The sequence below is a fragment of the Haloferax profundi genome, from assembly GCF_001469865.1.
Classification (GTDB): Archaea; Halobacteriota; Halobacteria; order Halobacteriales; family Haloferacaceae; genus Haloferax; species Haloferax profundi.
The window spans coordinates 1-13,854 of the sequence record NZ_LOPV01000021.1; the positions used below are offsets into that span (position 1 = coordinate 1).

The window sequence follows — 13,854 nt, forward strand, 5'->3', positions numbered from 1 at the left end:
ATTAACGGCTTCATCACGGCAGCGAACATCCTCTACATCGTCTTCGGGGCAATTCTGCTCCTGTACACGCTCAAGCAGACGGGCGCGTTCGACTCTATCAACAACGGGTTCGCGTCCATCAGTGAGGACCGCCGCGTGCAGGTCGTCCTGCTCGTCTTCCTCATGGGCTCGTTCATCGAGTCGGCCGCCGGGTTCGGTACCCCGGCCGCAATCGTCGGTCCGCTTCTCGTCGGACTCGGCTTCCCGCCGCTGGCCGCCGTCGTGATTGCCCTCACGGGGAACCTCATGGCGATTACGTTCGGTGCCGTCGGGACGCCGCTCATCATCGGGATGATCGACATCTTCGAGGGCGTCGAGACGATCAGTTCCGAAGTTCTCGGCGCTGGAAACTTCGAATCCATCGCCGCGTGGGTCGGCGAAATCGCCGTGTTCGCTGCCATGCACCACGTCATCGTCGGCATCGCGCTTCCGTTCATCGGTGTCGCCATGATGACGCGCTTCTTCGGCGAAGAGAAGTCCATCAAACCGGCGCTCGAAGTGCTGCCTCTCACGCTGTTCGCGTGGGCGTCGTTCTCGGTTCCGTACTTCCTCACCGCGTACTTCCTCGGACCGGAGTTCCCTGGTCTCCTCGGGTCGATGGTCGGTCTGGCCGTGACGGTCACCGCGCTCAAGGCTGGGCTCTTCCACCCCGACGAAGAGTGGGACTTCGCTCCCGAATCGTCGTGGCCCGACCACTGGATCGGTGACATCGAGCCCGGCGAGTCGACGAACGACAACGTCACCGTCGCCGCCGACGGCGGGTCGGTTCAGTCCAGCATGCCGGCATCGGCCGGTCAGATGTCGCTGTTGAAGGCGTGGACGCCGTACGCGCTCGTCGCGCTCCTGCTCGTCGTCACCCGCGTCGCGGACCCTGTCAAGGCCTTCATCACTAGTGACCTGTTCGTCGTCGGATGGAGCAACATCCTCGGGACGGGGCTCGGAAACGACTTCGCGTTCCTCTACCTGCCCGGTGCAGTGTTCATCGCGGTGCACCTCGTGACGATTCCGATTCACGGGATGGACAGCAAGGAAATCAAGGCGTCGTGGGCAGAGACCGTCGAGAAAGTCGGACCCGCAGTCGTCGCGCTGCTGTTCGCCGTCGCCACGGTGCAGATTATGCTCCAGTCCGGCGCCGCAACCGGCGCAGACAGCATGCTCATCGTCCTCTCGGAGGGCATGGCGAGCATCGCTGGCTCGGCCTACCCGTTCTTCGCCGCGTACGTGGGCGCGTTCGGTGCGTTCCTCGCGGGGTCGAACACCGTCTCCGACATCCTGTTCGGTACCTTCCAGTACGGTGTCGCAGACCAGATTGGCACGCCGAAGACCATCATGCTGGGTGCGCAGGCAGTCGGTGGCGCCATCGGGAACCTCATCGCCGTCCACAACGTCGTCGCTGCGCTCGCAGTCGTCGGCCTCGTCGGCGAAGAGGGCCGCGTCATCCGCCTCGAACTCATCCCGCTCGTCTACTACGGGACGGCCACCGGCATCCTCACGCTCCTGTTCAGCTACGTGCTGTTCCCCGGCGTGTTCTAACCGGTGGACGTTCGACCGGAGAATCGTTCACGAATGAAAATACATACACCCCTTCCCGGGTGTCTATATTGTTTCACACAAATCCACTACTAGAGAGACCAATCAATGGCATCTAACACGCACGAAGCGGCCGCCGACCCCTCGCTGGAGGGCAACTACGACTACGTCAACGACGACGTAGAGCGGCCAGGGCTGGTCGAAGACCTCGAATCCATCGTCGAGGGCGACGTGCGATTCGACACCTACACGAGAACGCTGTACGCCACGGACGCCTCGGCGTACGAGAAGATGCCCATCGGCGTCGTCATGCCGAAGTCGACGGCAGACGTGGCGGCGGTGATGGAGTACTGCGCAAAGCGCGAGATACCTGTCCTCCCGCGAGGCGGTGGCACGAGTCTCGCAGGGCAGACCGTCAACGAGGCTGTCGTCCTCGACTTCGTCCGCCACATGGGCGAGGTCACGGACGTCGACCCCGACGCGCAGACGGCGACCGCAGAGGTCGGCGTCCGACTCGGCGAACTGAACGAACGACTGTCCCCCCACGGCCTGAAGTTCGCCCCCGACCCGGCGTGGGGCGACCGCTCTGCCCTCGGCGGCGCAATCGGCAACAACTCGACCGGGGCGCACTCGCTGAAGTACGGCAAGACCGACTACTACATCGAAGAACTCGAAGTCGTCCTCGCGGACGGGACGGTGACGACGTTCGGCGAGATGAGCGTCGACGAACTCCGTGAGGAGGGCGACCCCGAAGGCTCGCTCGAAGAGCGAATCTACGCGAAAGTCGCACAGATACTCGACGACGAGGCTGACGAGATTTCCGAGCGCTACCCGGACTTGAAGCGAAACGTCTCGGGCTACAACCTCGACATGCTCGTCGACGAGATGCGCGGTGAGCGTCGGACCCCCGACGACACCGGCATCGACGACGAGTGGGAAGCGGGCACCGTCAACCTCGGTCGTCTCATCGCGGGGAGCGAAGGGACGCTGGCACTCGTCACGAAGGCGACTGTCTCGCTCGAATCCATCCCGGAGACGGCGTCTGTCGCACTCCTCACGTACGACGACGTCATCGACGCGATGCACGACGTGGCGCCCATCCTCGAACACGAACCCGCGGCAGTCGAGGTCATGGACGACGTGCTTCTCGACTTGGCGCGTGACACGGCCGAGTTCGCCGACGTGGTCGGGATGCTCCCCGAGGGCACGGATTCGACCCTCCTCGTCGAGTTCTACGCCGACTCCGACGAAGCAGGCAAGCAGAAGGTCGCAGACCTCATCGAAGACCGGGTCATCGACCCCGACGGCACCGAGTTCGAACCCAACGGTGGGTCCGCCTCAGTGACCAACAAAGAACGTCGCGCGACCGACTTCATGGAGGCGCACGACGCCGACACCCGCGCGAAGTTCTGGAAGATGCGCAAGTCGGGCCTCCCGATTCTCCTCTCGCGGACGACCGACGAGAAACACATCGCGTACATCGAAGACACCGCCATCCCGGCGGAGAACCTCCCGGACTACGTCTCCGACTTCCAGGATATCCTCGACGAACACGACACCTTCGCGTCCTACTACGCACACGCAGGACCGGGCGTGCTCCACATTCGACCCCTCGTCAACACGAAGACGGTCGAAGGCGTCGAGACGTTCGAAGCCATCGCCGACGAGGTGACGGACCTCGTCGTCAAGTACGGTGGGTCTGTCTCCGGCGAACACGGCGACGGCAGGGCACGCACCCAGTGGAACCGGAAACTGTACGGAGACCACCTCTGGAACGTCTTCCGCGACCTGAAAAGCGAGTTCGACCCCGACTGGTTGCTCAATCCGGGGAACATCTGCGGTGACTACGACCTGACCGAGAACCTCCGGTTCTCGCCGGATTACGACCTCGACGCCGGATTCGAGACGACGCTGAACTGGGACAACGACAACGGATTCGAGGGCATGGTCGAACTCTGCCACGGATGTGCTGGGTGTCGCGGCCAGCAGTCTACCGTCGGTGGCGTCATGTGCCCGACGTTCCGCGCCGCCGAAGAGGAGATTCAGGCGACTCGCGGGCGCGCGAACATGCTTCGACAGGCCATGAGCGGTGGTCTGCCGGAAGACGAGATGTTCGAAGACGAGTTCGTCCACGAGGTGCTGGACCTCTGTGTCGGATGTAAGGGCTGTTCGAAAGACTGTCCGAGCGAAGTCGACATGGCGAAGATGAAAGCCGAGGTGATGCACGAGTACCACCAGCGCAATGGCTCCAGTCTCCGCGACCGGATATTCGCCAACATCGACTCGCTGTCCGAACTCGGGTCGAAGTTCGCGCCGGTCAGCAACGCCGCGACGAAGGTTCCCGGCGCGCGCTGGGTGATGGAAAAGACCATCGGCATCGCCAAAGAGCGGTCGCTACCGACGTTCCACTCGCAGAGTTTCGTCGGGTGGTTCAAGTCGCGCGGCGCGGCGACCATCGCCGAAGCACAGGCAGACCGTAAGGTGCTGTTGTTCCCCGACACCTACACGAACTACAACCACCCCGAAGTCGGGAAAGCGGCCGTCGAGGCACTCGAAGCGGCGAACGTCCACGTTCGCATCCCCGAGGGAGTCGCCGGGTCCGGCAGACCGCCGCACTCGAAGGGCTTCCTCGACAAGGCACGCGCCGACGCGGAACAGAACGTCGAGGCACTCGCGCCCTTCGTCGAAGAGGGGTGGGACATCGTCCTGTGTGAACCCTCTGACGCGGTGATGTTCCAGTCCGACTACCTCGACTTACTCTCCGGCGACGACGTGGAGGCCGTCGCGGCCAACTCCTACGGCGTCATGGAGTACGTCGACACCTACCGACTGGACGAGAATCTCTCGTTCCTCCCGCAGAGCGACTACCTGACGTACCACGGCCACTGCCACCAGAAGTCCACCAAAAAGGACCACCACGCGGTGGGCGTCCTCCGCCGTGCCGGATTCGACGTGGACCCGCTGGATTCGACGTGCTGTGGCATGTCTGGCTCCTTCGGCTACGAAGCCGAACACTACTCCATGTCGAAGGCGATTGGGAACATCCTCGAAGGTCAGGTTGCGGACAGTCCGGGTGACGTCGTCGTCGCTCCCGGTGCGTCCTGTCGGTCACAACTCGAAGACATGGGTGTGGACGAAGAACCGCCACACCCAGTCGAGATGCTCGCCCGCGCCATCGAGGCGTAAGCGCAACCGAAGCACGCGACTCGCCGAGCGAACACCTCCACACTCGATTCTTTCACACGTCCAGTAACGGTTCCTCACGCGCGGGCGCTTCGGCCCGAGACTTGATTCCCAGGAGCATCCCGCGGGTCATCACGAACGTCACTGGGTCGAGGACTACCTGACTCGCCACGCGAAGCGCTGGGTTGTCCGGCAGGCTAATCCGCGAGCGGACGACGAGACGCGTCTCCGTCTCTGTGACCGGGTCGAGGACGAAAGACCAGACCCACCACGGTGGGTCGTTCGGGGCTTCGAGGACCAGCGCTCGCTCGGGGCTGATTGCCGCGATTTCGAGTTTCGTGTCGGGGTATCTGTCGGGATTCCCGAGTCTGACCTCGTCGCCGATGGCGATGTCCTGGTACTCGGGGATGATTTCGTCGGCGTTGTGGATGTCGAGGCCGACGAGGTTCTCCGCCCACTCGTAACTGTAGAATCCGCCGCGTCCCTGTCCGAGTTGTCGAAGCCACGGCCAGATGTCCTCTGGGGGCGCGTCGATAGTGATAGCCATCGTGGACTCCCCGTCTGGTTCTGGGAGCAGGGCGTCGCCGGCCAGAGGGCGTCGGACCTCCGTCGGCGTCGCGCCCCAGTTCAGCATCCGGGGTCTAACGACGGTCCAGTACGCTGCGCCGACGAGGGCGAGACCCGCAAGTCGTCGAACGCGTCGCATCCGCGACGTCTCTGTGGTCGATTCGGGAGTCGATTCCTCTCGTTGTCGTTCTGTAGATGGGACTGACACGGTGTTCACCACTACCTGAATCGATGCGAAGAAGCTACTTAGCCGAGTACGCACATTCCCGTGTTCTGAGACCTATACTCCGCGATTCTCAGGAAAGAGGGATATTCGTCGGTACGTGACGACCCACGCGTTCCGACTCGAAAATCTCAGACGGCCCATCAGCCACTTTCGACGGTCATTCGGCCACTTTCGACGGTCAACCCGCCTCAGGTCGCGAGGTCGTCGAGAACCTCGCCGAACACGTCGAGTGCGGCGGCCATCTCCTCTGGCGTGCCGCCGAGTGCGACTCGGAACGCCTCTGGTGCATCGAAGAACCGGCCAGGGACGACGAGAACGCCACGTTCCCACGCGGCATCGGCCACCTCGTCGCCGTCGTAGTCGTCGTGTGAGAGGAACGCGAACGTGCCGCCGGCGTGGATGCGACCCGAGACGTTCGACCGGTCCGCGACGAACGAGGCCAGTCGTTCGTGATTCGCGGAGAAGTGCTCACGGGCGGTCGATTCGAGGCGCTCACTGTGGTGGAGTGCTCGGCGGGCGAGTTTCCGACTGGGGTCGGCCACCGACGGCAGGTACAGTGACGCCGAGCGTGCGCGTTCGACGATTGCTGGGTCGGCGATTATCCAGCCGATTCGAAGACCGCCGAGACCGTAGAACTTCGTCAACGACCCCGTAGTGACGACGTTCGGCAGGCCCGCCGCAGTTTCACCGCCAAATGGGCCGTCGTGAGCGGGGTCGACGTAGGGAGCGTACACTTCGTCGACGAGGAGTGACCCGCCGGCCTCGCCCACGACGTGCGCCAACTCCGCGAGTTCGGCGCGTGAGGCGAGTCTCCCCGATGGGTTGTGTCGGTTCGTGACGACGGCGTACGTGAACGAATCCGATTTTGCACCGTCGATACGGTGCGGTTCGATGTCGTAGTCGTACTCCGGTGGGCGGACGAATCGGTCGACGCGCGCACCCAGTGCGTCCGGAACCGCAGACAGCGGTTGATATCCCGGTTTTTCGACGAGGACCTGTGGCCGTGGGTGGTCTTCGGAGTCGTCTTCGTGGTCGTCGTCAACGTCGCCGGGGCGACCCGAATGGTCGAGTAAGGCGCACGACGCGAGGAAGTTCGCACTCGACGCGCCCGCCGTGACGAGCACCCACGATTCCGGCACGTCGTATCGCGCTGCGAGTTGGGAGACGAGTGACTCGTCTACGGGGTCGGAGAGACCGGCGAGAATCGGCGGGACGACCCCGCCGTCGTCTGCTGCGACGCGGAGGTCACTCGTCGCGAGGTCGAACGTCGCCTCGTCGGCGCGCCCGACAACCCACTCCAGATACGGAATCGCGGGAAACGTCGTCATTGGAACCCCTTCGATTCGCCCCTCGTAAGTCGTTGGGGTTGCGAGGCTAGTGCCCTCGCCTCACTCCTCGCGGCCGGGCGAGATGGGAAGCGGCAGAGAGTCGTCCCACCAGCGGTCGATTTGTGAGCGTGCCCACGCGACGGCGTCTGGTCTGTCGTTGGAGACGACGCCGACGAGCGTGCGGGAAGAGTAGATTTCGACGACAGCAACCGGTCCAGTCGGCCGTTCGACCACGAGGAGACCGTACGGAAGCGACGCTATCGAACGAAGCGAGAAGGAGTCCGTCGCACAGAGTTCGACGAGTTGCGGACGATACGCCGTGACGAGTCGCTCTACCACGTCTTCTGTGGCGACGAGTTCGGCCGACACGTCGTCGTCGACGATGCGGCGATAGTACACCTCGACTTGGGATGGGAGTGCGGCGACCACACACCCCCTCACCGACACTGCGTCCTCGACGAGCGACGTGAGTCTCTCGAGCGGTCGTTCGCCGTCCGATTCCGACGCGGCGACGACGTCGCACCCGTCCAGCATCACCGAGTCGAAGGGCACATCGGGCGGCAGTGGTTCGAGTGCGCTGGCGGCCTCGCTGATGTCGTTCAACTGCGCGACGAACCGATTGTACGTGCTGAGCGCCATCCGACCCGAGAGCGTCGTGTGGGCGACACCGTCGACAACGTCGACGAAACCGACGCCTTCGAGTTCGCGTATGCTCCGGTCGATGGTCGACCGAGAGACGTCGAGTTCGGTGGTCAGGTCGGCCGGTCGCTTTCCACCTTCGGAGAGCGAGACGAGCACCTCCCGTCGCGACGTGAGCACGTCGAATACCTCACCGGGACCGAACCCAACCATGCTTGCCGATTGCCGTCGTGACACTTAAATGACCCGTGCAGGGCGGAGAAGTATATAAATAATAAAAAATTTCATATACTAGTTCTCAATCTCTGAGTGGTATCCCCAGGGGGTGAGGTAAAGTGACTTGGCCGTGTATCTATACGTGCCGGGGTGCCTCTGACAACCGGCTAACCCGCCTCAACCGGGGTGCCCGGTCCGGTTCGGGCGGACGAAGGGGGTGGGACCCCCCTTCACACTTTGCTTTCGAACGTTGCCACCGCGAGCGACGTCGCCGTCTCCGTATTTTCGAACGCCGCGAGGTGTGCATCGCAGGTGCAGTCAGACGACCCGAATCCGTCGAGCGCCGACGCGCCGAGTGTCGACGACACGGCACATTCGACGTTCTGGTCGGGGACACAGACCACGCGAGTGAGTTCGACGTCGGAGTCGCCACCGAGATAGTCGACGTGCCAGTGGCGGGCATCGTGGTCTCCGGAGGCGACGCGTCGATGCCTGAGAACGCGGCGGAGACCGCCCGTTCCGAACGCGCTTCCGACGTAGACGTATCCTCCAGCGTCGAACTCACAGTCACCGAGGGCGCCAACCTCGATAGTCGTCTCGGGAACCGCGAAAACCAGTGCGTAGGTTCCTCGCGGTGCTCGCGTGTCGAGTTCGAGTGGGTCGGCGGCGGTGGCGAGGGCGTGTGGTTCGAGCGAGTAGACGGTCACGAGTGACGGTTCCTGTGAGGACTACGAAAGTGCGGCGGGGCGCGGTTCGGCGTGTTCGACGAGTGCGTCGAAGCGAGTGAGGGCCTCGCGTTGCATGGGATAGCGACTGTGGACGTCGTCCGGGTCGCGGCCACGGCCACTCGCGACGCCGACGACGCGGGCAATCGTCTCGTAGTTGTCGCGGACGAGACTGCCGACGAGGCCGGGCATACCAGCTCTGTCGGCGAGTTCCTTCGCGGCGGCACGGCCCGCGTACACACGTTCTTCTCGGCGGTCTGCGAGGACCATCGCGAAGGGAACCTCGTCGAACTGGTCGGCGAGGAACGCCTGCGCGGCGTCGTCGTACCACGAGATTGCTTCCACGTCGTCGAGACGTTTCAGCGCAGTCGCGGCCACGGAACAGTAGGGGCACTCACCGTCGTAGATGAGTACGGCGTCCACGTCCATACGATTCTGTCGGGGTGCGACGAACAAAAGGTGCACGGCAGACGCAGTTCGAGTAGACGCTCCGGCGACAGCGTTAGGGTGACGAAGTCCGCAGAGGGCGTGTGGACGACCTCATCGAGTGGCTTCGGAACCGCCCGTACTACGAGGGGCAGATGCGAGCGCACCGCCGATTCGACGCACGAGACCCCACGTTCGCCGACATCGACCTCGAACCCCGGTTGGCGTCGGCGCTCTCGGACCGCGGTATCGACCGCCTCTACCGACATCAGGCGCAGGGAGTCGAGGCGGTCCGCGACGGCCAGAACGTCGTCCTCGCCACCCGGACTGCGAGCGGAAAGAGTCTGGCGTACACGATTCCTGCGTTCGAACGAGCGATGGACCACGGCGGCCGAACGCTCTACCTCGGCCCGCAGAACGCCCTCGTCTCCGACCAACTCGACACACTCTCTGACCTCGCACACGGCCTCGGATTCGGGAGTCGCGTCTCGGTCGACCAGTACACTGGGCGTCTGTCGAAATCCGAGAAGCGCGAGGTTCGAAAGCGGCGCCCGACGGTCCTCCTGTCGAATCCCGACATGCTCCACTACGCACTGCTCCCGCACGCACACCGCCTCTGGGAGTGGTTCTTCTCGTCGCTGGAGACAGTCGTCGTCGACGAAGTGCACGGCTACCGCGGCGTCTTCGGCAGTCACGTCGCACTCCTGCTTCGCCGACTCAAGCGCGTCTGTGAGCGATTCGGGTCCGACCCACAGTTCGTCTGCTGTTCGGCGACCATCGGTAATCCCGTCGAACACGCCGCCCGAATCACCGGAGAGGACGAACCCTCGTTCGCCCTCGTCGACGAGGACACGAGTGGCACCGGCGAGACGCACTGGGTGCTCTGGAATCCGCCGGAGTACGAGAACCCCGATTCCGGTGGGTCAGGTCGCAGACGGTCCGGCCACGTCGAGACGAAGAACCTGTTCGTAGACCTCGTCGCCCGTGGGCATCAGACACTCGCGTTCACGCGTGCCCGACAGGCGGCCGAGCGCTACGCCTCCGAGAGCGCGAGCGACCTGCGAAAGCGGGGCGAACACGGACTGGCAGGCGAAATCGCCGCCTATCAGGCCGCCCTCACGCACGACCGACGACGGGAGATAGAAGCAGGCCTCCACGACGGCGACGTCAGCGGCGTCTGGAGTACCAACGCACTCGAACTCGGCGTCGACGTGGGCGGCCTCGACGTGGTGCTCATCGACGGCTATCCGGGCACGCGGATGTCCGCGTGGCAACAGGCGGGGCGTGCAGGCCGGGGTGACAGACCCGCACTCGTCGTCCTCGTCGGCGGCGAGGACCAACTCGACCAATACCTGATGACGCACCCCGCGGAGTTCTTCGACGGCGACCCGGAACGGGCGGTGTCGGACCCCGAAAACGACCACCTCCTCCCGAGTCACGTCGCGTGCGCGGCGGCCGAAAATTGGCTCTCGGCCGCGGACGACGCCTACTTCGGGCAGACGTTCCCCACTGTCGTGTCGGACCTCGAAGACACGGGGACGCTGGCCCGCCGGGAGACGAACGACGGAATTCGCTGGACCCACGACGGGGACAGTAGTCCGCAGCACTCCATGAGTCTGCGAACCATCACCGACAGAGAGGTCCAGTTGATGGACTCGCGGAACAACGAGACCATCGCGAAACTCGCCTTCGACGACGCCCTCCGCGACGCTCACCCCGGCGCAGTGTATCACCATCAGGGCCAGACGTACGAAGTCGCGGACCTCGATTTGGACCGCGACGTGGCCCGTCTGCAACCTACGTGGGCCGACTACTACACCCGCGTCCTCCACGACAAACACATCACCGTCGAGCGGGACATCCTCTCGAAACCGCTGTCTGCGCGGTCTGACGTGGAAGTCAAGTTCGCCGAGGTGACGATGCGAAAGCAGATTACGGGGTTCGAGCGCCGCGACCCGAAGCGCGGGACGACGCTCGGCCAACAGTTGCTGGACCTGCCAGAGACGAGTCTGCGGACGAAAGCCCTGTACTTCACCGTCCCCGGCGACGTCGAGTCGGAGATGCGCGAGATGCGTCGCGGCCACGAGAAGGGCAGCGACTACGGGTTCAACGGCGGTATCCACGCCGCCGAACACGGGATGATTTCGCTCTTCCCACTGACCCTCCTGTGTGACCGCGGCGACATCGGCGGGCTCTCGACGCCGTATCACCCACACACCGAGCAATCGACCATCTTCATCTACGACGGCCATCCCGGTGGCGTCGGGTTGACCCGTGCCGGATACGACGTCGTGGAACGTCTGATGCGCCAGACGGCGGCGCTCATCGACGACTGTGACTGCGAAGATGGGTGTCCGTCCTGTGTGCAATCGCCGCAGTGCGGAAACGCGAACGACCCACTGGCGAAAGACACGGCAGTGACGTTGTTGGAGTCGTTGACAGGGGCGCGAGAATAACGCCGGCGAGAGCCAGTACGTCCGACAGTGAGGCCCGGCACGTTCCGAAGTTATTGGCTGCTTGATGCGTTCTATCGCGGACCAACAGCTATTTTTGGTCGGCCTAAATTCATACAGACGATGCAACCGGACATTTGCGTCGTCGTGCCCACCATCCGTGAGTACGAGTGCATGCGGTCGTACTTCGACAACGCCCGCGCACACGGCTTCGACCTCGACCGTCTGTTCGTCCTCCTCGTGACCGAGGACTTCTGTGACACCGAGGGGATGGCGGCGATGCTCGACGACGAAGGCGTCGCTGGCGCTGTCTACGACGAATCTGCGCGCGACGAATGGTACGCTGAGCACGGAATCGAAGAATTCTCGCACCTCGTCCCGGCGGCGAGTCACGCCCAGACGAGTTTCGGCCTGCTCTACATGTGGGCGCACCCCGAGTTCGACTACGGCGTCTTCATCGACGACGACACCCTTCCACACGACGAGTGGGACTTCTTCGGCCGACACATGGAGAACCTCCACCGCACCGACGAGGTTGAGTCCGTGTCGAGCGACGAACAGTGGGTGAACGTCCTCTACCAGAACGCCGAAGAACACGGTCTCTACCCCCGCGGGTACCCCTACTCGGCGATGGACGAGACGGTCGAGACCGGCACCCGCGAACTCCGCGACGTGGTCGCCTCGCAGGGACTGTGGACCAACGTCCCCGACCTCGACGCCGTCCGCATCCTGATGGACGGCGATTTGGAGGGACAGGCACAGACCCGAACCGACTTCGACGACTTCGACGGCGACTTCGTGGCCGAACCGGGCCAGTACCTCACCGTCTGTTCGATGAACCTCGCGTTCGAGCGCGAAGTCATCCCGGCGTTCTACCAGTTGCCGATGGACGACAACGAGTGGGAGGTCGGCCGATTCGACGACATCTGGTCGGGTGTCTTCCTCAAGCGCGCCGCCGACGTACTCGAAAAGGACGTCCTCACCGGCTATCCGCTCTGCGAGCACAACAAGGCCGCACGCCCGACGTTCGACGACCTCAACAACGAGGTTCCGGGTCTCGAACTCAACGAACACCTCTGGGAAATCGTCGACAGCGTCGGCGGGGATGCCGACTCCTACGCTGGCGTGTTCGAAGCGATGGCCGACGAACTCGCCGAGGGCGACTGGTCCGACTATCGAAACGGCGAGTTCTTCAACTACGTCGGAGAGCATATGCAAGCGTGGCTGGACTGTCTGGACCTCCTCGCAGCACCCCGCGCCGCCGTCCCCGCGGACGACTGACGCCTGCTTCTTTCCTTCTTCGTCGCTCGCTGAACCGGTAGATATAAATGATTTAGGGCGACCTAAATCTATGTATGCAAGACCACGACCGGGAGCCTCGCGGCCACGGTCGTCGCCGGTTCATCACGGCGGCGGCGGCAGTCGGTCTCGGCTCTCTCGCCGGTTGTACCGGGCTCGGCGGCGAAAACGAGACGGAGACCGAAACCAGCGGTGGTGGCGACTCTGTCCAGCAAATCGGGTCTGGTCGCTCACCCTTCGGCGACCGCGAGATTACTGGCGGTGTCTCGATAGCGGAGATGCCCGACCTCTCGGGCGAACTCACGCTCTACTCCGGGCGCGGAGAGGCACTCGTCGGCGAACTCATCTCGTTCTTCGAAGACTACTACGACGACTTCACCGTCCGCCCGCGGTACAACTCCGCGACCGAACTCGTCAACCAGATTCTGACGGAAGGCGAGAACAGCCCCGCAGACGTGTTCTTCTCCGTGAACGCGGGGTCGCTCGGCGCGCTGAAAGACGAAGGGCGGACGCAGTCGCTTCCGACCGACGTGCTGGACCTCGTCCGCGACGAGTTCCACGACCCAGACGGCCAGTGGACCGGCACCTCGGGTCGCGCGCGGACCGTCCCGTTCAACACCGACCAGTTCGCCGACTCGGACATCCCCGACGACATCATGGCGTTCCCCGAGACGGAAGCGTTCCGTGACAACATCGGGTGGGCACCCACGTACTCGTCGTTCCAGGCGTTCATCACCGCGATGCGCGTCCTCGAAGGTGACGAGGCGACCAAGGAGTGGCTTCAGGGGATGCAGGACCTCGGCGTCACCGAGTTCAACGACGAGTTCCTCGTCTCGCAGGCCGTCGCCGACGGCGAAATCGGCGCGGGCTTCGCGAACCACTACTACATCCAGCGCATCCTCGCCGGGCGGCCAGACGCCCCGCTCGGGACTGCCTTCACCTCCGGCGACGCCGGGTCTATCTTCAACGTCGCCGGTGCACTCGTCCTCGACACCGCGGACGACGCGGACCTGGGTGCGAACTTCGTTCGCCACCTGCTCTCTGCGGAGGCGCAAGACTACTTCGCGCGGACGACGTTCGAGTACCCGCTCGTCTCGGGCGTGGACCCAATCGGCGAACTCCCCAGTATCGACGAACTCAGCCCGCCAGAAGGGCTGGATTTGACCCAACTGTCGGACCTGGAAGGAACCGTGCGACTCTTGCGTGAGGTGGGCGTGCTCTGA

Annotated in this window: 10 protein-coding genes; 5 read left to right on the top strand and 5 right to left on the bottom strand. The window is 63.9% G+C overall.

What is annotated here, in order from left to right:
* The coding region (locus tag AUR66_RS01355; RefSeq protein WP_058570738.1) for an L-lactate permease at nucleotides 1–1,572 on the top strand (1,572 nt) is incomplete at its 5' end.
* 105 nt (nucleotides 1,573–1,677) lie between these two features.
* Complete coding sequence (locus AUR66_RS01360) at nucleotides 1,678–4,755, top strand: FAD-binding and (Fe-S)-binding domain-containing protein (protein WP_058570739.1); 3,078 nt, start codon at nucleotides 1,678–1,680, stop codon at nucleotides 4,753–4,755.
* Between the two features lie 52 nt (nucleotides 4,756–4,807).
* Here the strand turns inward: AUR66_RS01360 and AUR66_RS01365 are convergent, their stop codons facing one another.
* The 5 genes from AUR66_RS01365 to AUR66_RS01385 form a co-directional block, all read right to left on the bottom strand.
* Nucleotides 4,808–5,527: a hypothetical protein gene (locus tag AUR66_RS01365; protein WP_231727710.1), complete on the bottom strand. Its 720-nt coding sequence runs from the start codon at nucleotides 5,525–5,527 to the stop codon at nucleotides 4,808–4,810.
* 206 nt (nucleotides 5,528–5,733) lie between these two features.
* Nucleotides 5,734–6,873: a pyridoxal phosphate-dependent aminotransferase gene (locus tag AUR66_RS01370; RefSeq protein ID WP_058570740.1), complete on the bottom strand. Its 1,140-nt coding sequence runs from the start codon at nucleotides 6,871–6,873 to the stop codon at nucleotides 5,734–5,736.
* A 60-nt stretch (nucleotides 6,874–6,933) separates the two neighbouring features.
* A complete protein-coding gene (locus AUR66_RS01375; RefSeq protein WP_058570741.1) occupies nucleotides 6,934–7,725 on the bottom strand; it encodes a helix-turn-helix transcriptional regulator in 792 nt (263 codons plus the stop codon).
* 233 nt (nucleotides 7,726–7,958) lie between these two features.
* Nucleotides 7,959–8,435: a GIY-YIG nuclease family protein gene (locus AUR66_RS01380; protein WP_058570742.1), complete on the bottom strand. Its 477-nt coding sequence runs from the start codon at nucleotides 8,433–8,435 to the stop codon at nucleotides 7,959–7,961.
* A gap of 21 nt (nucleotides 8,436–8,456) precedes the next feature.
* Nucleotides 8,457–8,882 carry a DCC1-like thiol-disulfide oxidoreductase family protein gene (locus AUR66_RS01385; protein ID WP_058570743.1) on the bottom strand — a complete coding sequence of 142 codons (426 nt, stop codon included), beginning with the start codon at nucleotides 8,880–8,882 and terminating at the stop codon, nucleotides 8,457–8,459.
* Nucleotides 8,883–8,983: 101 nt separating this feature from the next.
* Between AUR66_RS01385 and AUR66_RS01390 the strand changes: the two genes are divergently transcribed.
* From AUR66_RS01390 to AUR66_RS01400, 3 genes are all read left to right on the top strand, one after another.
* Nucleotides 8,984–11,335, top strand: coding sequence for a DEAD/DEAH box helicase (locus tag AUR66_RS01390; protein WP_058570744.1), 2,352 nt, complete (start codon nucleotides 8,984–8,986; stop codon nucleotides 11,333–11,335).
* Nucleotides 11,336–11,455: 120 nt separating this feature from the next.
* The gene (locus AUR66_RS01395) at nucleotides 11,456–12,613 is read left to right on the top strand and encodes an alpha-1 4-glucan-protein synthase (protein WP_058570745.1); all 1,158 of its coding nucleotides are present in this window, start codon (nucleotides 11,456–11,458) and stop codon (nucleotides 12,611–12,613) included.
* 74 nt (nucleotides 12,614–12,687) lie between these two features.
* Nucleotides 12,688–13,854 carry an iron ABC transporter substrate-binding protein gene (locus AUR66_RS01400; RefSeq protein WP_058570746.1) on the top strand — a complete coding sequence of 389 codons (1,167 nt, stop codon included), beginning with the start codon at nucleotides 12,688–12,690 and terminating at the stop codon, nucleotides 13,852–13,854.

Coding starts and splice junctions, on each gene's coding strand:
- AUR66_RS01360 (WP_058570739.1), top strand. CDS start 1,678: ATGGCATCTAACACGCACGAAGCGGCCGCCGACCCCTCGCTGGAGGGC.
- AUR66_RS01400 (WP_058570746.1), top strand. CDS start 12,688: ATGCAAGACCACGACCGGGAGCCTCGCGGCCACGGTCGTCGCCGGTTC.
- AUR66_RS01370 (WP_058570740.1), bottom strand. CDS start 6,873: ATGACGACGTTTCCCGCGATTCCGTATCTGGAGTGGGTTGTCGGGCGC.
- AUR66_RS01395 (WP_058570745.1), top strand. CDS start 11,456: ATGCAACCGGACATTTGCGTCGTCGTGCCCACCATCCGTGAGTACGAG.
- AUR66_RS01385 (WP_058570743.1), bottom strand. CDS start 8,882: ATGGACGTGGACGCCGTACTCATCTACGACGGTGAGTGCCCCTACTGT.
- AUR66_RS01375 (WP_058570741.1), bottom strand. CDS start 7,725: ATGGTTGGGTTCGGTCCCGGTGAGGTATTCGACGTGCTCACGTCGCGA.